General features: G+C 54.6%; 16 protein-coding genes and 1 tRNA gene. 1 reads left to right on the forward strand and 16 read right to left on the reverse strand.

All coding sequences use genetic code 11. The features are described from left to right. Nucleotides 1-36: 36 nt before the first annotated feature. The 16 genes from SMC7_RS02675 to SMC7_RS02750 all read right to left on the reverse strand — a co-directional run bounded on the left by SMC7_RS02675 (nt 37) and on the right by SMC7_RS02750 (nt 17143). Nucleotides 37-1227, reverse strand: coding sequence for a phosphoglycerate kinase (locus SMC7_RS02675; RefSeq protein WP_119088836.1), 1191 nt, complete (start codon nt 1225-1227; stop codon nt 37-39). 11 nt (nt 1228-1238) lie between these two features. Beyond that, on the reverse strand, nt 1239-2246 hold the full coding sequence (gap, locus tag SMC7_RS02680) for a type I glyceraldehyde-3-phosphate dehydrogenase (protein WP_119088837.1): 1008 nt from the start codon (nt 2244-2246) through the stop codon (nt 1239-1241). A gap of 96 nt (nt 2247-2342) precedes the next feature. After that, complete coding sequence (locus SMC7_RS02685) at nt 2343-3602, reverse strand: hypothetical protein (protein WP_119088838.1); 1260 nt, start codon at nt 3600-3602, stop codon at nt 2343-2345. Continuing rightward, the gene (gene whiA, locus SMC7_RS02690; RefSeq protein WP_119088839.1) at nt 3592-4464 is read right to left on the reverse strand and encodes a DNA-binding protein WhiA; all 873 of its coding nucleotides are present in this window, start codon (nt 4462-4464) and stop codon (nt 3592-3594) included. Before whiA ends, SMC7_RS02685 begins: the two co-directional genes overlap by 11 nt. Before the next feature lie 6 nt (nt 4465-4470). Further along, a complete protein-coding gene (locus SMC7_RS02695) occupies nt 4471-5715 on the reverse strand; it encodes a gluconeogenesis factor YvcK family protein (protein ID WP_165845081.1) in 1245 nt (414 codons plus the stop codon). A 62-nt stretch (nt 5716-5777) separates the two neighbouring features. After that, nucleotides 5778-6647 (reverse strand): RNase adapter RapZ, encoded by an 870-nt coding sequence (gene rapZ, locus SMC7_RS02700; RefSeq protein WP_165845082.1) that lies wholly within the window; start codon nt 6645-6647, stop codon nt 5778-5780. Nucleotides 6648-6704: 57 nt separating this feature from the next. Continuing rightward, a tRNA-Ser gene (locus SMC7_RS02705) sits at nt 6705-6792 on the reverse strand. Nucleotides 6793-6884: 92 nt separating this feature from the next. After that, nucleotides 6885-8153 carry a serine--tRNA ligase gene (gene serS, locus SMC7_RS02710; RefSeq protein WP_119088842.1) on the reverse strand — a complete coding sequence of 423 codons (1269 nt, stop codon included), beginning with the start codon at nt 8151-8153 and terminating at the stop codon, nt 6885-6887. Nucleotides 8154-8286: 133 nt separating this feature from the next. After that, the gene (locus SMC7_RS02715; RefSeq protein ID WP_119088843.1) at nt 8287-9528 is read right to left on the reverse strand and encodes a threonine synthase; all 1242 of its coding nucleotides are present in this window, start codon (nt 9526-9528) and stop codon (nt 8287-8289) included. Between the two features lie 401 nt (nt 9529-9929). Continuing rightward, entirely contained in the window at nt 9930-10187 is a 258-nt protein-coding gene (locus SMC7_RS02720; RefSeq protein ID WP_119088844.1) for a hypothetical protein, read from the reverse strand. Between the two features lie 234 nt (nt 10188-10421). Further along, nucleotides 10422-11429 carry an ornithine carbamoyltransferase gene (locus SMC7_RS02725; RefSeq protein ID WP_119088845.1) on the reverse strand — a complete coding sequence of 336 codons (1008 nt, stop codon included), beginning with the start codon at nt 11427-11429 and terminating at the stop codon, nt 10422-10424. A gap of 20 nt (nt 11430-11449) precedes the next feature. Next, the gene (locus SMC7_RS02730; RefSeq protein WP_119088846.1) at nt 11450-12535 is read right to left on the reverse strand and encodes a carbamate kinase; all 1086 of its coding nucleotides are present in this window, start codon (nt 12533-12535) and stop codon (nt 11450-11452) included. Nucleotides 12536-12581: 46 nt separating this feature from the next. Further along, the gene (locus SMC7_RS02735) at nt 12582-13601 is read right to left on the reverse strand and encodes an ornithine carbamoyltransferase (protein WP_119088847.1); all 1020 of its coding nucleotides are present in this window, start codon (nt 13599-13601) and stop codon (nt 12582-12584) included. Nucleotides 13602-13755: 154 nt separating this feature from the next. Next, nucleotides 13756-13884: a hypothetical protein gene (locus tag SMC7_RS07525; RefSeq protein WP_279386256.1), complete on the reverse strand. Its 129-nt coding sequence runs from the start codon at nt 13882-13884 to the stop codon at nt 13756-13758. Between the two features lie 240 nt (nt 13885-14124). After that, nucleotides 14125-16563 carry a transglycosylase domain-containing protein gene (locus SMC7_RS02745; RefSeq protein ID WP_119088849.1) on the reverse strand — a complete coding sequence of 813 codons (2439 nt, stop codon included), beginning with the start codon at nt 16561-16563 and terminating at the stop codon, nt 14125-14127. A 76-nt stretch (nt 16564-16639) separates the two neighbouring features. Then, the gene (locus SMC7_RS02750) at nt 16640-17143 is read right to left on the reverse strand and encodes a hypothetical protein (protein WP_119088850.1); all 504 of its coding nucleotides are present in this window, start codon (nt 17141-17143) and stop codon (nt 16640-16642) included. 205 nt (nt 17144-17348) lie between these two features. Between SMC7_RS02750 and SMC7_RS02755 the strand changes: the two genes are divergently transcribed. Continuing rightward, nucleotides 17349-19015, forward strand: a 1667-nt coding sequence (locus tag SMC7_RS02755; RefSeq protein ID WP_165845083.1) for a Clp protease N-terminal domain-containing protein, incomplete at its 3' end; no start/stop codon positions are given.

A 19015-nucleotide genomic window follows, 5' to 3' on the forward strand; every position in this document is an offset into this window, starting at 1 on the left:
ACGGAAAGCCGCTTCGATTTCAAGTGCTAAAGCGCACTAGTCCACTGAGTCGATAGCTTCGATGCCAGGAAGCTGCTTCCCTTCAAGGTATTCCAGGAACGCGCCACCACCGGTGGACACGTGTTTGAAGTCATTCTGGAGGTTCAATGCGTCGATGACCGAGGCAGTCTCACCCCCACCGGCGACGGTCAGCGCTCCTGACTTGGCCGCAATGATCCGTGCGAGAGACTTGGTGCCTTCCGCAAACTCGGCGATCTCGATGACTCCCATCGGTCCATTCCAGATGATGGTATTGGCCTTCGCGATTTCTGCCGCGAATGCCTGGACAGTCTTTGGACCGATGTCCACGCCAATCTGATCCGCGGGAATGTCCTCGATGTCTACGATGTGGTGTGAGCTACCAGCCTTGATCTCGTTCGTGACAATAACGTCTACCGGGAGGAGAAGACGGGTGCCCTTTGTCTTGGCCGCTTCGATGATCTCGTCGGCGACCTTGAGGTAGTCTTCTTCCACAAGGGAGAACCCAATGGCGTATCCCATAGCCTTGAGGAAGGTGAACGCCATGCCACCACCAATGAGGATCGTGTCGGTCTTGGTGAGCAGGTTCTTGATGAGACCGATTTTGTCGGAGACCTTGGCACCACCCAGGATGGCAATGAACGGTTTCTTGGCAGATGTTGTGACGGTCTCAAGAACACGAATCTCTTTCTCGAGCAGAAAGCCCGCTGCTGATGGAAGAAACTGTGGGACGCCGGCAACAGACGTGTCGGGCCGGTGAGCGGTGGCAAACGCATCGTCCACATAGACGTCCGCGAGGGCGGCAAGCTTCTTTGCAAGCTCCTCGGAGCCATTCTGCTCCTCTTTGAGGAACCGCACGTTTTCGAGCATGATGACGTCGCCCGGCTTGGCGTTTGCGACGACTTCCGTGACATCGGGACCGACAACGGAATTGAGCTTGTTGACCGGTTTGCCCAGCAGGGCCGACAGCCTCTGCGCTATTTTGTCCAGCCGCAGCGATTCCACGACCTTCCCATTGGGACGGCCCATGTGTGTCACGAGGATGATGATGGCGTTCTTGTCGAGCAGGTACCGAATAGTCGGCAGTGTCTCGACGATGCGCTTGTCATCGGTAATCGCCCCGTCCTTCGACATGGGGACGTTGTAGTCGACTCTTAGAAGCACTCTCTTGTTCTGAACGTCGAGATCCTTGATACTCCGCTTCGCCATGACGATGCCTCCTAGTAGGATGCCTTCGTGACGATGAGCTTCGTAAGGTCAGCGACCCTTGCGCTATAGCCCCACTCATTATCGTACCAGCTCAGAACCTGCACGAGCGTGCCGTTCGACTTGGTGGAAAGGCCATCGACAATGCCCGAATAGATCGTGCCACGGTAGTCGGAAGAGACAAGAGGCAGTTCATTGTACCCGAGGAAACCCTTCATCCTCTTCTCAGAAGCCTCTTTGAGCGCCGCGTTGATTTCTTCCCTGGTGGCTGGCTTGGTGAGAACGGCATCGAACACAGTGATGGAGACAGTTGGTGTAGGGACGCGCAGCGAGATGCCGTCCAGCTTGCCCTTCATCTCTGGAATCACCAGTGCGACAGCTTTGCTTGCGCCTGTCGTTGTCGGGATGATATTGGTGCCGGCATTGCGAGCTCGGCGCAAGTCCGTGTGCGGAGCATCGAGAATGCGCTGATCCAGCGTATAACTGTGGACAGTGGTCATGTAGCCCTTCTCGACGCCCCAGTTGTCATTGAGTACTTTGACTACAGGAGCCAACGAATTCGTTGTGCAAGAGGCATTGGAGATGATGCTGTGCTTGGATACATCCAGAAGGTCCTCGTTGACACCCAGGACGATCGTAATGTCCTCACCCTTCGCAGGAGCGGTGATCAGGACTTTCTTGGCGCCAGCGGTGATGTGTCCGCGAGCCTTATCGGCGTCTGTGAACATTCCAGTCGATTCGATAACGATATCGATACCCAATTTGCCCCATGGCAGAGCAACAGGATCTTTCTCACGGAAAATCTTGACTTCGCGGCCACCGATGACGATTGTGCCTTCCTTGCCCTCGATTTCGATGTCCCAGGTACCGTAGTTGGAATCATACTTCAGAAGGTGCGCCAGCGTCTGCACGTCTGTGATGTCATTGGCGGCAACAATCTCAAGTTCTGGATAACGCGTGATGAGATGCTTCAATACTTGGCGACCGACTCTGCCCAGTCCATTGATTGCAATCTTTGCCATAGTCTACCTCCATAAGAAATTGGCCGCACCGGTTGAACCGGAACGGCAACGTACACATATGATACGCAAATGCTGCCAAAAGAAAACAGAAAGAAATTAATTGCTCCTGAAGTATTGAGCAGGGATTCCAAGTGAGAGACGATACTTGGCAACCGTTCGTCGACTGATGTGGATGCCCTGGTCTGCAAGGTGCTCCGCAATCTCCCGGTCGCTCATCGCTTTCGAGTCCGTGCCGGACTGGAGCAGCAGTGCCACTGCCTCCTTGGCCGGGGCCGCTGCAGTCTGCCACCGGTCCATCACCATCGAACGGAGTCGGAAGATGCCACGCGGGGTCTTCACATACTTGCGACGGAGTGCGCGGACCATAACCGTTCTTGACATCCCGGTTGCCTGCATCAGGTGTTCTACCGGGACGCGTGATGGGGGGCTCGACTGGTTGGTAAGGTATGGAGCGAGCAAAGCAATGAGAGCGTCGCCGAGTCTCGCAAGCATCGCCGTGCGTTCCGCGATGGCATCGTCGATCCACCGGACTCTGGTAACCTCTGTGAGGACCTGCTTTCTCGCTTCAGGGTCCTTGCGGGCCGATGACACCACCATAGGATCGATTGCGAGCCTCCAGGCAGGCTCCGGTATTGAGCACACGAGGGTTCCAGTCAACGAATCCTGCTCGATGATGATATCAGGTGCAATGATGCGTGGTTGTCCAGACGTCATGCGCTTGGCGGGTTCGGGGTCCAACTCGGTAAGGATGCGCTGCAATGTGGCTGAATCACATTCCGTCCCCAGTTTCTTGAGACAGGCGCGAACGACACCTGGAGAAACGGAGCGCTGACGCGTGCGCAGGAACTGCGCACAGGCAGCCACTGGAAGCTCAGGGAGAACACGCGACATCTGCAGGGCAAAGGCGTGGGCGACGTCCGTGGCGCCGAGTCCCGCAGGCTCCAGGGTCCGAATGGCGGCCAAGACCCGGCGGACCTCCGTTGCGGTAGAATCGATCGAGAAGGCATAACGCGAAACCTGCCTCACGAAGAAGCCACGTTCGTCCAGATCCGAGGCGACGAATCGTGCGCACTCGACCTGAGAATCGTCAATGAGATCCCTGTCCAGGAGCTCGTCGACTATCAACTCTGCAGGAGTGGACTCTGCGGCGTCTGCAAAGCTGTCGAGATCGCCGTTCCATGTGTCACCCGATGGATCAGCCCGGGCGTGTTTCTCGGCAACGATGCTGCCGGCAGCGAACCGGTCCATGAGAATCCCGAAATCGCTCACGGGCTGCTCGAGAACCAAACCACGCGTGGCCAGATAGCTCTTCTGGCGAAGGCTTAGTCGTTGTCGCTGTTTCTGGCTACTGCGCATTTCGCAGAACCTTGGCGATGTGGTAGTGAATGGTGCTCTTGGAGACACACCCGGGGATTTTGTCGGCAAGCTTTGACAGCGGGAGGTCGGGGTACCTCAGTCGTGCCCGCACGACCTCGATCGTGCGGGGTGAGAGACAGGTGCGGTTAGTCCGATCGAAGGCCGCCCGTAATTCGTCGACAGCCCTCGTCTCGCGCTGCAGATTGCCCAACTCCGCATTGACCGACCGGTTGACCTGATTGTCCATGTCCCTCTCCAGCTGCAGCTCTTCCAGGGACACCAGCGAGTTTGATGCTCCCCAGGCTGCGAGGAGCGACATAATGTCCTGGCGCGATTTGAGGTAGGTGATCTCAGAGACGCGGCGGATCTCTGAGCCATGCCTCACACGGAGAGAAGTCAGCGAGCGTTCGACGAGCCGACGCCCCACGGGCAGGGAGCAGCTGAACTCCAGATGTGTCCCTTGCACAGCGGCATACCCGGAGATGAGGAAGAAGCCCTTGGTGAATGCGGCTGATGCATGTTTTCCCCGTAGACGCCGCTCAAGCTGGGTGGGCTCCAGGGGACTGAGTCCCGAGAACAGTTGCTGTGCTTGAACGGGAGTAAGGTCGACACTAAAACTTAGTTTATGCCCGGCTCTCGAGAGAAGTGCCTGCTTGGGTTGCCAATTGGCAAGAGCATGGGAGGATAGAGAAAGCACGTAGCGCATGATAAAGGGACTCTTCGACGTGAAGGAAATCGACAGCGCTCCCCCATGGCGCAGGACCAAAGAGCTTCCACCATAGAGGGCTCCGGACAGTTCAAGCAGAGGATCGGTCGAAGGCAGCCCTGCCAGCTCCTGTTTGAGGAACTCGATCGTCGCCATGCGCGTCTACAGCCCGAGGAGCGACCTCAGTACGATGCGAAGCTTGCCTGGGTCGTGGCGAATGAGGCCATCAGCGGTTGAGCAGATATCGGCCTCGACGATCCGTGGATGCTGACTTCTCGGGAGATCATTCGAGACGGGATTGACCCCGGCGGAAGCGTACCGCCCCAGCGTCTCGGCAGGGATAGGGGTGCTGCTCAACAGGATCATGTCGATACAAGACCGTCCAAGGACTTCTTCAACCTTGTGAAGGTGCATGCCTGCGGTGTAGCCCTCCGTTTCCCCTCGTTCGGTCATCGCGTTCACGACCAGTACCTTCGTGGCTGAAGAGCGCATGATCGTGTCAGCAGTTGCCTCGATGGATAGCGGTGGTATCAGGCTTGTGAAGAGGGAACCAGGGCCGATGAGGATGTAGTCTGCCTGAGACAGCGCTTCGAGTGCGGGGACAAACGGCTTGGCATGAGGTGGCAGTACTTCGATGGTGTCGATTGTCTTGCCCTGGAGGGGAACCTGGTCTTCGCCATCGATCGTCGTACCATCGGTGAAGTGTGCCCGCAATGAGATGTTGTCCAGAGACATCGGCAGAACCTGGCCGGGCAACTGCATGAGTTCCGACAGCTCCTGCACTGCATCGCCAAAATTCCCTTTGATGTCGCTCAGAGCGGCAATCATAAGATTCCCGATGTTGTGACCGCCGACTCCTTCGAGCTGCTCCGGGAAACGATAGGCGAGGAGGCGGGCACTGCGTGTCGACTCACCTGCCATGGCGATGAGAGCGTTCCGGAAATCGCCTGGAGGCAGCATTCCAGTGGTCTCACGAAGGCGTCCGGTACTTCCCCCACTATCTGCCATCGTGACAATAGTAGTGAGCTTGACATTTTCCGTTCGGAGTGACTCGATGACCGGCTTGATGCCGGTTCCTCCACCGATAATGACAACACGTGGAAGAGACTCGGCCATGCGGTAGCGGTAGATCGTCCGTGCGACGGACTCCCTGGGAACGGACCCAGTGATCGCAGCCAGCACAGAACGGGCTAGAAGGGTCGCTGCTAGAACTATGAGGCCAGCGGACACTGTCACGGCGATGCCGCAAAAGACCCCGAAAACTGCAGAGACTGCTCCGGAAGGGAGGAAACGACGAAGCACGTGCTGGATGGACGGTCGCAGGTTCAGCAGCCATGACGTGCCCGGCGTCTGAAGCAATCCGTCGATGGCGACAACAAGAAGCGCTGTTCCCGTAGCAAACAGCAAGAGGTACCTCTTGACGCGAATGCCGGGAACGAGCCAGTACCAAAGTGTCTGTCTGTGCCCCTTCACTTCTGGAGGTCCCGATGGAACACGTGTACCACTTTCGCCCGTGGCTTGAGGTGGTGGTAGAGCATGTTTGCGATCACGACAGATCGGTGTCTGCCGCCTGTGCATCCGATGCCGATCGTAAGGTAGCTCTTTCCTTCTTCCTGGTAGTGTGGGAGCACAAAATCGACGAAGTCGGCCAGGCGAGCGAAAAACTGCTGGGCATAGGGTTCGTGAAGAACATAGAGAATGACCCCCCTGTCGAAGCCTGTGCGATGCACGAGGTCTCCGTTGTAGTATGGGTTGGGCAGGAAGCGAACGTCAAAGAGAAGATCCAAGTCGATCGGCAGGCCGTTCTTGTAGCCAAATGAGACGATATTGATGGTGAGAGTCTGCGATTCCTGCGATCCGAGAATCGCCTCGCGCACGCGGTCCTTCAGCTCACTTACGGTGAGGTCAGTGGTGTCGATGATAACGCTCGACAGTTCCCGTACCTCGGCAAGCAGTCCCCTCTCGTTCCTGATGCTCTCTGAGACAGTGCTTCCAGGAAGTGGATGGCGCCTGCGTGTCTCGGAGAAACGGTTCACCAGAACTCGGGACGACGCTTCCAGGAAGATGACACGAGGATGAATGTCGCGCGCTCTGAGTCGCTGAAGCATAGAATGAAACTGGGTCTTGAACCCTGAGCTGCGCACATCGAGGGCCACCGCTATCTTGCTTATTCTGCCATCGGTTTGTGAGGCGAGGTCCAGAAACTGGCTCATGAGAGAAATTGGGAGATTGTCCATGGCGTAGTACCCAAGGTCCTCAAGGTATCCCATGGCCTTCGTCTTGCCAGCACCACTCAGGCCGGTCACAATGACAAGGTCCAGACTAGAGACTACTCCCACGCACGCCTCCCGCTTGTATTGTCGGTATGCCCGACAGGCACTTCTGGGCCACTGCAATGGCGGAGGGGAGAGGGTTTGAACCTCCGAAGGCGTTAACCTTGCCGCATTTCAAGTGCGGTGCCATCAACCGCTCGGCCACCCCTCCACGCTCTGAAACAAGTCTACAGAACAATCCCCGGTTGTCAAAACGAGCCAGAAGGCTCGCTAACCGGGGATTTCGCACTTGCCTGGTTCTCGTCAGCAGATAACGTCTGTTCCCACGTATGGAATCAGCACGTCCGGCACTCTCACGCTGCCGTCTTCCTGCTGGTAGTTCTCCAGAATCGCAGCCATCGTTCTGCCCACAGCGAGCCCTGAGCCGTTGAGGGTGTGGACGAATGCGATCTTGCCATCTCTGGTACGGTACCGGATGTTTGCCCTGCGCGCCTGAAAGTCTTCGAAGTTGCTGCAGGAGCTTATCTCGACGTATCGATCCTGGCCGGGCATCCAGACCTCGGGGTCAAACTTCATTGCGGCCGCAAAGCCAAGGTCGCCGGTGCACATCTTGCTACGATGATACGGAAGGTCCAGCTTTTTCAGAATGCCCTCGGCGTTCTCGATGAGCAGATCCAGCTCATGATATGAATCTTCCGGCTTGACGAACTTGACCATCTCGACTTTGTTGAACTGGTGGACGCGGATGATGCCTCGGGTGTCCTTGCCCGCGGCACCAGCCTCTTTTCGAAAGCACGCTGTGTAGGCGACATACTTGATGGGCAGATCTTCTTCACGGACAATTTCGTCCCGGAGCAAATTGGTCACTGGAACCTCGGCCGTCGGGTCAAGGAACAGGTCGTCGGTGTCTGTATGGTAAAGGTCGTCCGCGAACTTTGGCAGTTGTCCCGTTGCTGTCATCGACTCTCGATTGACCAGATAGGGCGGCAGGATCTCCGTATAGCCCTCTTCCTGGACGTGTACGTCGATCATCCATGAGATGAGAGATCTCTCCAGCTTTGCACCCAGTCCCTTGAGAACGTAGAAGCGTGAGCCGGAAATCTTTGCGCCCGCAGCAGAATCAATGATGCCCAGAGATTCTCCAATCTCCCAGTGAGGTCTCGGAACAAATGTGAAGGTCGGCTTCTCATGCCATGTAAACACGACAGTGTTCTCTTTGTCGCTCTTGCCGACGGGGACCGACGCTTCAGGCAGGTTTGGGATACAGAGCAGCAAGGCCCGAAGGTGCGCATCGACCACTTTCACGCGGCCGTCCAACTCCGCGATGTGTGAGCCGACGTCTTTCATCTCGGCGATGGCGGTTGAAGCATCCAGCTTGGAGCGCTTGAGTGTGGCGATTTGCTCACTGGCTTCGTTGCGGAGATGCTTGAGTTCGTCCGCCTTCTGAAGCAGGTCTCGCCTCTCCCTGTCGACCTCAAGGATCTCGTCGACCATCTGCGGCCCTTCGTTCTTTGTTGCTATCCCGGCCTTCACGAGGTCAGGATGCTGGCGAATCAGTTCCAGGCTCAGCATTGGTGTCTCCTTCCTGAGGATACGGTCTTCATGTTGAATTTTAGTGTCCAGTGGCCAAAAAGCAACGCAGTCATTTGCAAGAATGATTCATGACTGGCGCCGACGGTGTCTGAGGTACAGGAGGCGCACAAGATCAGAACCCGTCTGCAATCGCCTGTTCCACTGCATCAATAATCGGTGGTATCGTCATGCTGGTGCCCTTCACCTTGAGGGCGTTCTGAACATCCTTCAGCCCGTTTCCGGTGATCAGGACAACAATGCGGTCCTCCTGGTGCACGTCACCGCCGTCGGCCAGTTTACGCAGTGCGGCCACGGAAGCGGCAGCGGCCGGTTCAGCGAAGATACCTTCGTTCCTGCCCAGGAACCCTATGGCGTCGATGATTTCATCATCCGAGACAGTGACCGCCATACCCCCGCTGGACCTGATGTCGCGTACCGCCATGAGATGGTTGCGCGGAATGCCGGCCACGATGCTGTCGGCGCACGATGTTGGATTCTCCAGGTAGGTAACCGGTTCGCCGGAGATAACTGCGCGTGCAATCGGAGCACAACCTTCAGCCTGGACCGCGATGAGTTGGGGCACATGGTCGATGAGTCCGAGGGTCAACAGGTCGCGGAATCCCTTTGCGACACCCGAGACAATACAGCCATCCCCAACCGAGACGATGACCTTGTCTGGTGCTTCGAAGCGCAGTTGCTCGGCGACCTCGAGAGCAACGGTCTTCTTGCCCTCGACCATGTAGGGGTTGAAGGCCGTGTTTCTGTTGTACCACCCAAATCGTTCCGTTGCGTCCATGCACAGGTCAAATGCCTGGTCGTAGTTGCCATCGACAAGGAACAGATGGCTGCCGAATACTCGCAACTGCGCTATTTTTCCCGCAGGCGCGGATACAGGCGCAAAGATGTATGCGGCGACTCCTGCATTCGCGGCAAGCCCTGCCAGACTGGAACCTGCGTTGCCCGTCGTTGCGGCTGTAATAATGTGCTCGCCAAATTCGGCTGCCTTGGCGATGGCGATGGCGGAGGCCCTGTCTTTCAATGAAGCTGTTGGATTGCGCCCGTCATCTTTGAACCACACATGGGGCAGTCCTAGTTGGGGACCAACACGTTTGCTTGCATACAGCGGCGTCCAGCCGATGTGGAGTGTCAGCGATGGAGGACGTTCCTCGACGGGCAGGAGCGCAAGATAACGCCACATCGAGAGATCGGGGTCATTCTCCAGCTGTTCCGTGGTGAGGACCGTTCGGATCCGATCGTAGTCGTACAGAACTTCGAGGATTCCGTCATTGCCGCAGGTGGGACAGACATAGCGGGTTGCGGAAGGGTCGTATTCGCGTCCGCACTTCATGCATTTCAGCCCAAGAACTGAAGACATTACTCCTCCTTAACAGAAAGGCGGGCGAGGTTACTTCCTCACCCGCCTGGATCATTCGTTGTTGCTGTGGCTGGCCTATCATCGATGGATATACAATCAGGGATCGTACCTCTTCGTTCTTCGCCCCCTGCTTTGTGGCATTTCCCTTGCTGCCTGAGTTCTTCTCGGAGAACGGTTGGTAACAAGCCGCTCCTCAAGGCACGGTAGATCGTTGCGGTGCAAAGGTCCATGCCATAATGGCCAATAATCTGCTCAGGTGACCAGTGCTGTTCCAAGCCCTTTAGAATCTGTTTGCAATTCTGACCTCATGACCTTCAGTTGAGGCCTAAATGGCCATTTGGTAACTTCCATTTTATCGCATCGGTTTGTCCCGATGGATTTCCTTTTTCAGCTCCTTATACTTAAATTATACATTCGCCAGCAAATAGAGCAAACAAAGCTCCGACAATTGCCTTATACCAGAAGCTGTCCAACAAAACACCTATTCCGGAACTTGCACGTTCCTCGTGCTCTTGTTCTCCCCTAGCTATTATGAAGCTCCCAATGATAGTGTTCATACCGTTTTTCGTGGCGGAGAGAAACGGATCGAGCGGGCGCCGGTCGAGATCCGCCAAGAGGCCTGGCGCAACGGGGTCTCGAAGGGCCTGGGTATCGATCACATCAGCGCCTCGCAGGTGAACGAGGTCAACAAGGGGTCGATGGGATGGTCGAGGAGTTCCGCAACCGACCCCTCGACGCGGAATACTCCGTGGTCTGGCTGGTGGTTTCCGAACTGCCAAATTGCGAACAATGTTGGACACAACCAAGAAAGCTCTTCTAGATGAATTTCATACTATTGCCTCTAGAGAAAAGCAAATATGAACCCATAGAAGAGCTTCTGAAGCCAGGATGAACTATTTCCAGCCAGAGGCCATTGTGAGGGCCATTATGGCCTTTTGGGCATGGAGCCTGTTTTCCGCAATATCGTAAATGATTGAACGAGGGCCACTTGCTACTTCATCGTCCACTTCATTTCCTCTATCAACCGGCATAGGGTGAATAAAATAGGCCTTGTTCGTCAAATTATTAAGCTCTGAGGTGAACCTCCAATCCTTGTATTGAAGGGCGAGCTTCTGGTCTTCTTCTTTGCCAACGGCATATCTCTTTGGACTCATCCAGTTCCTTGAATAGACAACATCAGCACCCTTAACTGCTTCAAACCTGTCATGGGTTATTTCAAACTTTGCTCCAGCTTTCTCAGCATTTTTCTTTGCTGTCTCAATAACTTCCGGATCAAGGTCAAAACCTTCAGGATATGCCAGAGTGAAGTTCATTCCATATCTTGGAAGAAGGAGGATATCCTCCTGAACGGAGCTCCAGGAACGCACCATTGAGGAATACCCCCACATCATAGTTATTCTTCTGCCCTTGACATCTCCCATGTGTTCCTGCAATCCCATAAGGTCTGCAAGCCCCTGGCAGGGGTGATACTTATCATGAGCCATTGAAACAATGGGAATTGATGCATATTTCGCATATTCTCTAAGCAATGTTTCGCCATCGCCGTACTGCTCAACAGCATCTTCAAGAATCCTTATTCCAAGACCAACACCGTATCTGGACATGATACTTGCCGCATCCTCTATCGTTTCGCCTGCTTTATCTTTTGACTTCAATCTCATCGCTTTTGGCTCGAGAAATTGAGCATGCCCTCCAAGTTCTGTGGCCGCCGCCTCAAAAGACTGCCTCGTCCTCACCGAAGGATTATAGAAGAACATGAAGAAAGTCTTGTACTTGAGGATTTCAGTGTATGGCTCTTCATACCTATGCTTCTTCATGCCTTTTGCAAGGGCAAGGACTTCATCAAGCCCTTCCTTTCCCCAGTCCTGCGTAGTAATTAGATCCTTACCATAAAGGTCCATTGCCGCCTCCCTGGACTACATTATTCTCTAACGATCGTCGTCCCGGCTTTTCCTTCTAGCGTTTCAAGATATTTCGAAGTCAAGGAAATATAGGCTTTCTTGCCGCCGCCTTCAAGGAACTTGATAATTGCAAGAATCTTGGGTCCCATACTGCCAGCAGGGAAATGCCCTTCAGAATAGTATTTCTTTGCTTCTTCAAGAGTCAAATGTCTCAGGTCAACCTGATCAGGCTTCTGATAGTGAAGCTTGGCTCCATCTTCTCCTGTAAATATGGTTAGTGTGACATCAACAACTTCTCCCTTTTCCTTTGCTCTCTCTATGAGCATCGTACCAAGTAAAGCAGAAGCAAGATCCTTGTCTATCACTGCCTCAACCCCTCTGTAAACCTTCAAATCTTTACCATCTTCAAAAGTAAAGCCATAGTTACTGTGATAAACACCATTTTCGTCAGGCTCTTCCATGACAACAGGGATACCACCACCACCAACTGTTATCGGTACCATACCTTTTTCAAGTGCCGCCTCAACGAGATCAACCTCAACTATATCAAGGGGTATAGGTGATGGGACAACCTTTCTCCAGATTTCGTTGCCTATTTGGTCTTTCTTGTATAGTTTAACGACCCACCCGTCTATCTGGGCTCTTTCCATTGCTTGTTCTTTTGTGTAAGATGGGCCGATAAACTTCGTAGGGTTCTGGAAGCCAGGGTCATCTTTACCAACGACAACCTGTGTTACAATGCTCACGACCTGTTTGTTGATGCCTTTTGTCTTTAGCTGGTTTGCAAGAATCTGTGCCAACATATACCCCATCGAGCCCTGAGTATCTGCCCCGCACACATCAAGGGGAAGAGGAGGAAGTATGGGCCTTGAATACTCTGAGCGAAGAAGAACATTACCTACCTGAGGGCCATTACCGTGCGTAAGAATGTAATCATCCTCAGGAAAAGAATTTACGATGTTTGATATATACTCGCAGGTTTGTTTTGTTCTTTTCCACTGCATAGCAATATCGGGGATAATAGCTTTTCCATTTTCATCAACCAAACCAGCAGGGGCAACTTCATTGCCACCAAAGGCAAAAATCCTGATTTGTCTTTTTCCCATAATGAACTCCTCTTTCTTTAAATCTCCTAAATCTTCTCTTGCAGAATTATCTCATTATCAAGGACATGATTGCTTTTTGAACATGAAGCCTGTTCTCTGCCTCATCATTAACAATAGAGATCTTTGGGTCATCAATAAGGAGATCAGTGACTTCAAAGTTTCTACGAGCAGGGAGACAATGCATATAGACAGCATTCTTGCTGGCGACCTTGAAATGCTCATGTGAAATACACCAATCATCCTTGTATTTCTTACCCACTTCAGCATGTTTGTCGGGATTCCTGGCCCAGGATTTGGCGTAGATAACATCCGCGTCTTTTGATGCTTTCCAGATGTCATGCTCAATCGAGAGAGAACCGCCACTTTCTGTCGCTGCCTTTCTCGCAAAGTCGACATATTCACTGTCAAGATCGTAAAGCCCTGGCTCGTCAGGGTAGGCAAGAGTAATATTCAACCCAAGCGTAGAGCCTGCAGCAATCATTGTCTGGGGTACTCCTGCCGATTTGGCTCTCTCATCATATGCCCATGACATGACGATCTTCTTGTTTCTAGCATGTTCTAAGCCACCAAACTTCTCCATCATCGTGAGAATATCACCCATGATCTGACAGGGGTGCTCCTTGTCATCAAGCATATTGATTACGGGGATATTCGCATATTCAGCTATTCCTCTTACAACATTTCTAGCATCTCCATATTCGTATGTTTCTGCGCCCATCTGGGTCTTGAGATCATAGAGACGAATTGCAAAACCGTCCAAAAACCTCGAAATCATTTCGGCAGTATCCTTCCATGACTCCTTGTGGGAAAGTTGCAATTCCTCAGGATTATAGACCTGAGCAGACCCACCAAGCTGAACTATCCCTGTTTGAAAAGAAAGTCGAGTTCTCGTTGAAGGCGATGCAAAAAGCAATCCCAAAACCTTTCCTTTGAGGATTTCTGCCTGTGGTTCACCCACGGCATTTCTCATTTTGAGCCACTTGGCAACGTCAAGAATTGTTTCCAATTCCTCTCGGTTGAAGTCGAGTACGCTAATGAAATCTCTACCTCTCAAATCTGTTTTCATTTTTTACCTCCTTAGGCGCTACTTATCTTAGGCTCTTAGTATTGGCAGTCAATAGAGACAGCTAATCGACTCATTCACTAGCCACATATGTGTCGGGAATTGTCCAGCTTCCCGTATAGACCGTGTCAGCTCACGTAGGAATGGAGGTGAACCATCAGGTCGTGAACTCACCAGCAATGGGGGCGTAGCTGCGACGTTTCTTGATGAGCAGGGGTTGCCTTCTCCGGGCGATCTCATCCAGTCGGTCCTGGCACAGGAAGATCTCGTGGAGAAATGTTGTCATGTCTAGCACTGCGCATATTGCTCGCAGGTGTTCCTTCGTCTGTTCTGCAACATCCTTTCGAGCCAACATCCGTGCGCACGGTGTCTGTGCTGTGTTGTACACCTTGGTGATATGGCTTCCGGTCCTTTCCCCCGCAGGAGCTGGAAGGCTCTCAGTGTTTCGCTCCGCATGCGCATCGCGTTGGGACCGAGAGCCTCTGCAGATTCGCGAGGTGGGCCCCCTGAGGGAAAGGTCCAGGCGCTAAGGTTGCACCTGGACAGTGGACGCCGCTTGAAAAACGGTATCAAGTGCAGCAGATCGGCCCACGATCGCGATCTCCAGAGAACCTGCCAAGGTCGGCGCGTAGGTCACCGTCACGGGCAGTGACGAAGCTGAGGTGACGAGCGATCCTCCGATATACACGTCGAATGATACGGCGGCTGATCCGACGGGCTGAACCACGTTGAGACTGAGCGTCATTTGCTGTCCGACCTTGAACTGTTCTGGAAATGCAGTCACGCTGAGCTCGCTGCCCGACGTGATCTGCTCTTCGTAGACTTCCGTAGGAACTTGGTCCCGGAGCATGGTCCTGACGACGACTCTGCTATCAGGCCAGTCGGTCGGAGCCAGCTTGGTCGGATCCTCGGCCGCGAGTCGTACGGTCTGAAGAATCGGTGGATGAACCGTGCACGTCTGCGTGGGTACGTGGCTCGACAGGAAGTACGAGGAGTGAGTCGAGGATGCAGGACAGGCTGCGGTAGCGAGCAATCCTGAGGTGTCACAGATTGTGCGTACCGATACTCCGTCGGGTTTGGGGCCAAAGTATGTTTGTTTCTGAAGCTTGATAGCCTCCAGCATGTATGCTTTCCATGTCATGGCGGGGAACCGCGAGCCTGCATTCCGGATGGCAGACATCTGTGCCCGCGCAGCGTCGGCTCCTATGTGGATCACCGTGCAGAGTTCGGGAGTGAAGCCATCGTACCACGCGTCGCGCCAGTCGTTGGTGCTGCCGGTCTTCCCGGCCGCCTGCAGCCCGCTGATACGCGCGTTGGGAGTGTTCTCGTACACGCCCCTCAGCATTGCCTGCACAAGCCAGGCTGTGGAGGATGGCACGACCCGGGTTGCAGCGAAGTTGTGCTCCTCGATCGTCGTGCCGTCCTCTGTTTCGATGCGCCGGATTGGATAGGGCGTGATCCGGACTCCTCCATTGGCGATCGTCGAGTATGCCTCGACCATTTCCAGGGGCGAGACCTCGAAGCTGCCGATGGCGAGAGACACATATGGTTTCAGAGGGGACGTGACGCCCATCTTGCGAGCATAGTAGATGACCCTGTCGAGCCCTGCCCTGAGTGTTGTCTTGGCAGCGATGATATTGGACGATTCCTTGATGGCATTGGCCACCGAGATCCGGCCAAACCATTGGTTGGTACCCAGCCATTCCGGAGGACTCCAGCCGCCAAAGTCCGTAGGTTGCGAAGCGACAATCTCGGACGGGAAGGTTACGCCATTGTCGAATGCTGCGGTATAGTCGAAGAGCTTAAACGTCGAACCTGGTTGTCTGGGTGCCAGCACGCGGTTGAAGTTCGTCTCGTCGTAGTTGGTTCCGCCTACCATGGCCAGAATGTAGCCAGTTCTGGGGTCGACGCTCACCATGCCTACCTGGGGTTGGAAGACCCCAAGGGAATCGCGGTCGCTCTCGACGAACACCTTGTCTTTCTTGGCCTGGTCCCAGACCTTCTGGACGGCTGATAGCGCCGCTTCCTGGAGCTTGGGGTCGATCGTCGTATAGATGCGCAGTCCCCCTTGATACAGCATCTCAGCGCCATACTGCTTCTCGACGATGGATTTGATGTAGTCGACGAACCACCCGATGCTTCCATAGGGGGACCGCATGCCGTTCTTGAGCGTGAGCTTCTCGGCCGCTGCGGTGTCGGCTTGCTCCTGCGTCAGGTAATGGTTGCGCACCATCTTGCGCAGCACGAGTTGCTGCTGCTCGGTGGCCCGCGTCAGGTCGACATAGGGGTTGTACGCTGATGGGGCAGGGAGAACGCCAATGATCATTGCCGACTGAGCTGCATCAAGGTCCCGTGCATGCACGCCGAAGTACCCGAGCGCAGCCGCTTCTATGCCATAGAGGCCGTTGCCAAAGTACACGTAGTTGAGGTACATGTTGAGGATTTCTTCCTTCGTATACTGCTTCTCAAGCCTGTATGCAACGATGATCTCCTTGACCTTCCGTGCTATCGTGACGTCAGTGTCATGGAGGATGGCCTGACGTGCAAGTTGCTGTGTCAGGGTGCTCGCTCCACGAATACCCCGTCCGAGAAGTGGGTCGATAAGGAGTCCTGCTATGATGCCGTGGAAATCGATGGCACCATGGCTGAAGAATCGCTCATCTTCCGAGGCAATTAGCGTCTTGATGGCGATCTCGGAAATGTCCGCCAGCTGTTTGGGCAGGCGGTTCTCAGCAAAGTACACTGACGAGAGAAGGTTATCGTTGCGGTCGAACACCTGAGAAGCCTTAGGCGTCTGGATAAACAGTGATCCGACAGGGGGTACCTGAGTCGAGTAGTGTGCAAAGAGGAGAACGACAAAGGCGCTCCCGGCAATTCCGACTGCCAGTATCGCGACAAGGAGCCATCCGAGTACGGCTTTAAGCCGCGGACGAGCATGGCGTCTGGGTGAGGTGGCGTGTTCCATAGTCAAGTGGTGCCTCCTGGTTGTCGACACGGAGTGACGGTACACAGGGTTCCGCGAAGAGCAGACATGTGCGGCGCTACTGTAGTGACTTCAGCGTCTCCTTGCGAGCGGCAAAGTCCTGCGAGATGACCTCGAGACGCTTCCGGATGTCTCTCAGTGTATCTCGCCGGCCAAGGTCCTTGGGCGACTCGAACGCAGTCTCGAGTTCATCAAGATTATCGTATATCTGTGTCTCCAGTTGATAGACCCTTGACAGGAAATCGGGGTCGAGCTGTTCATCGGTGAAGAACGTCGTATCGCCGTATCCGAGAAACTCTACCTTGTCACGCAGTTCGTTCATTGTTCGAAGGATCTTGGAGATGTCGTCGATGACCGACGTTTCTGCGTCGTTTGCCTTCTCGATGACGTCGGAAAGGATTTCCCTGAGGTCGTCCAGCTTGAACACCATGGTATCTCGCACCATCTTGTCGGCAGTGCGGCGCTGGTCTTTGCCCTGATAGCCCACAAAATTCGGGATGCGAGCTGTCAGTTCTGCGAACCAGTCACGCGCCGTACTTCCTGCGTCGACCTTGTCATTCATAGCATCCCCCTTTGCCTTCAAGAGTCTACCCTATGGATTCTACATGTGGTGGCAGAACAAGTCAAACCATGATGCCGGCCCGCTCTCGCCACAGTCAGCCGTTTGACGAAAGCCATCGGCGCGGTAAACTATCATAGAAACAGACATGCGGGGGTCCGGCCCCCGCTGGCGTTACATGCAGCGCCGGGAACGGAGGCATTATTCCATGAACTGGGCAAACTTGACAGAACGTGCTCAAAAGGCCGTATGGATGGCGCAGGAATCGGCCAGCTCGCTGGGCAACGACTTCCTCGACACAGACCATCTCCTGATTGGTCTTGCGAAGCTGGAAGAAGGTATAGCGTATGAGGCTATGGTTGCCAGTGGCATCGACCTTCACAAACTGGTCGACTACGTTTCCGATCAGGTGCGAGGGGTCAAGCATAACAACTTTCTCGGCAGGAATGATGAGATCATCCTCACGCCAAGGGCCAAGAAGGTCCTGGACCTGGCTGAGCGCGAGGCTATCAACCTCGGAGATGGGTATATCTCTACGGAACACATTTTGCTGGCGATCGTTCACGAGGGTGGGGGTGTGGGTGTTCGACATCTGGAGGATGAAGGTGTCGATGTTTCGAAGCTCGTGAACACGGTTCTCTCGTTGCGTGGGACCGAGCACACGACGGAGTCCCAGCGCCCGGGTCACCAGCCGCGGCAGCGCACCAAAACGCCGACGCTCGATCAGTACAGTCGCGATCTGACAGAGATGGCTCGTCAGGGCAAGCTCGACCCCGTCATCGGCCGTGACAAGGAGACTGAGAGGTTGCTTCAGATACTGTTGCGACGAACCAAGAACAACCCCGTTCTCATCGGTGACCCCGGCGTAGGCAAGACGGCCATCGTCGAGGGGCTGGCACGGAAAATCGTCGCGGGTGAAGTGCCTGAACTTCTCAAGAACAAGCGCGTCATTTCGCTTGATATTCCAAGCCTTGTGGCCGGGACCAAATACCGTGGCGAATTCGAGGACCGGATGAAGAAGTTTCTGGCCGAGATGAAGACGGCTGGCAACACTGTCATTCTATTCATTGACGAGCTGCACAACGTTGTGGGGGCAGGATCTGCAGAAGGAAGTTCTATCGATGCGGCCAACATCCTCAAGCCGGCGTTGTCGAGAGGAGAGCTTCAGACGATTGGAGCCACCACGCTTGGAGAGTACCACAAATACATCGAGAAAGACCCGGCGCTCGAGCGCCGATTCCAGCCGATCGTCGTCAGCGAATCCACCGTACCCGAGTCGATCGAGATCCTGAAGGGACTGCGCGACAAGTATGAGGCTCACCATCAAGTAACCATTACGGACGCGGCCATCGAGGCTGCCGTCAGGCTCTCTGTGAAGTACATTACGAGCCGGTTCCTGCCGGACAAGGCAGTCGACCTTATGGATGAAGCCAGCGCCAAGGTAAGGCTTGCTTCTACCGTTCCGAGCGACGAATACCGTCAACTGCAGGACGAGCTCGACAAGATCGAGCGAGAGAAGGACGACGCCATTCGCAACCAGGAGTTCGAGAAGGCGGCGGGTCTGCGAGACCAGGAGCGGGACGTTCACGACAAGATCGAGACGATGAAAGGCAGCTCGTTTGTGGCATCGGCTGCACGAGAAGCCGTTGTGAGCCCGGATGATATTCGCGCCGTTGTGGCTCTGTGGACTAACATTCCAGCCGCGCGGCTTGCTGAGGATGAACGTGCAAAGCTGCTTCACCTCGAGGACGCTCTCCGAACCAGAGTCGTTGGGCAGGACCCGGCTGTGGCCCTCATGGCAGAGGCCTTGAGGCGCTCTCGTGCGGGACTCAAGCATCCTACGAAGCCCATCGGGTCGTTCCTGTTCCTTGGCCC

The sequence above is a fragment of the Candidatus Cryosericum terrychapinii genome (assembly GCF_003570925.1).
Taxonomy (GTDB): domain Bacteria; phylum Caldisericota; class Caldisericia; order Cryosericales; family Cryosericaceae; genus Cryosericum; species Cryosericum terrychapinii.

Bases quoted from the DNA above. Each gene is read 5' to 3' on its own strand.
- SMC7_RS02675 (WP_119088836.1), bottom strand. From the start codon at position 1,227: ATGGCGAAGCGGAGTATCAAGGATCTCGACGTTCAGAACAAGAGAGTG.
- gap (WP_119088837.1), bottom strand. From the start codon at position 2,246: ATGGCAAAGATTGCAATCAATGGACTGGGCAGAGTCGGTCGCCAAGTA.
- SMC7_RS02685 (WP_119088838.1), bottom strand. From the start codon at position 3,602: ATGCGCAGTAGCCAGAAACAGCGACAACGACTAAGCCTTCGCCAGAAG.
- whiA (WP_119088839.1), bottom strand. From the start codon at position 4,464: ATGGCGACGATCGAGTTCCTCAAACAGGAGCTGGCAGGGCTGCCTTCG.
- serS (WP_119088842.1), bottom strand. From the start codon at position 8,153: ATGCTGAGCCTGGAACTGATTCGCCAGCATCCTGACCTCGTGAAGGCC.
- SMC7_RS02715 (WP_119088843.1), bottom strand. From the start codon at position 9,528: ATGTCTTCAGTTCTTGGGCTGAAATGCATGAAGTGCGGACGCGAATAC.
- SMC7_RS02725 (WP_119088845.1), bottom strand. From the start codon at position 11,429: ATGGACCTTTATGGTAAGGATCTAATTACTACGCAGGACTGGGGAAAG.
- SMC7_RS02730 (WP_119088846.1), bottom strand. From the start codon at position 12,535: ATGGGAAAAAGACAAATCAGGATTTTTGCCTTTGGTGGCAATGAAGTT.
- SMC7_RS02735 (WP_119088847.1), bottom strand. From the start codon at position 13,601: ATGAAAACAGATTTGAGAGGTAGAGATTTCATTAGCGTACTCGACTTC.
- SMC7_RS07525 (WP_279386256.1), bottom strand. From the start codon at position 13,884: ATGACAACATTTCTCCACGAGATCTTCCTGTGCCAGGACCGACTGGAT.
- SMC7_RS02745 (WP_119088849.1), bottom strand. From the start codon at position 16,563: ATGGAACACGCCACCTCACCCAGACGCCATGCTCGTCCGCGGCTTAAA.
- SMC7_RS02750 (WP_119088850.1), bottom strand. From the start codon at position 17,143: ATGAATGACAAGGTCGACGCAGGAAGTACGGCGCGTGACTGGTTCGCA.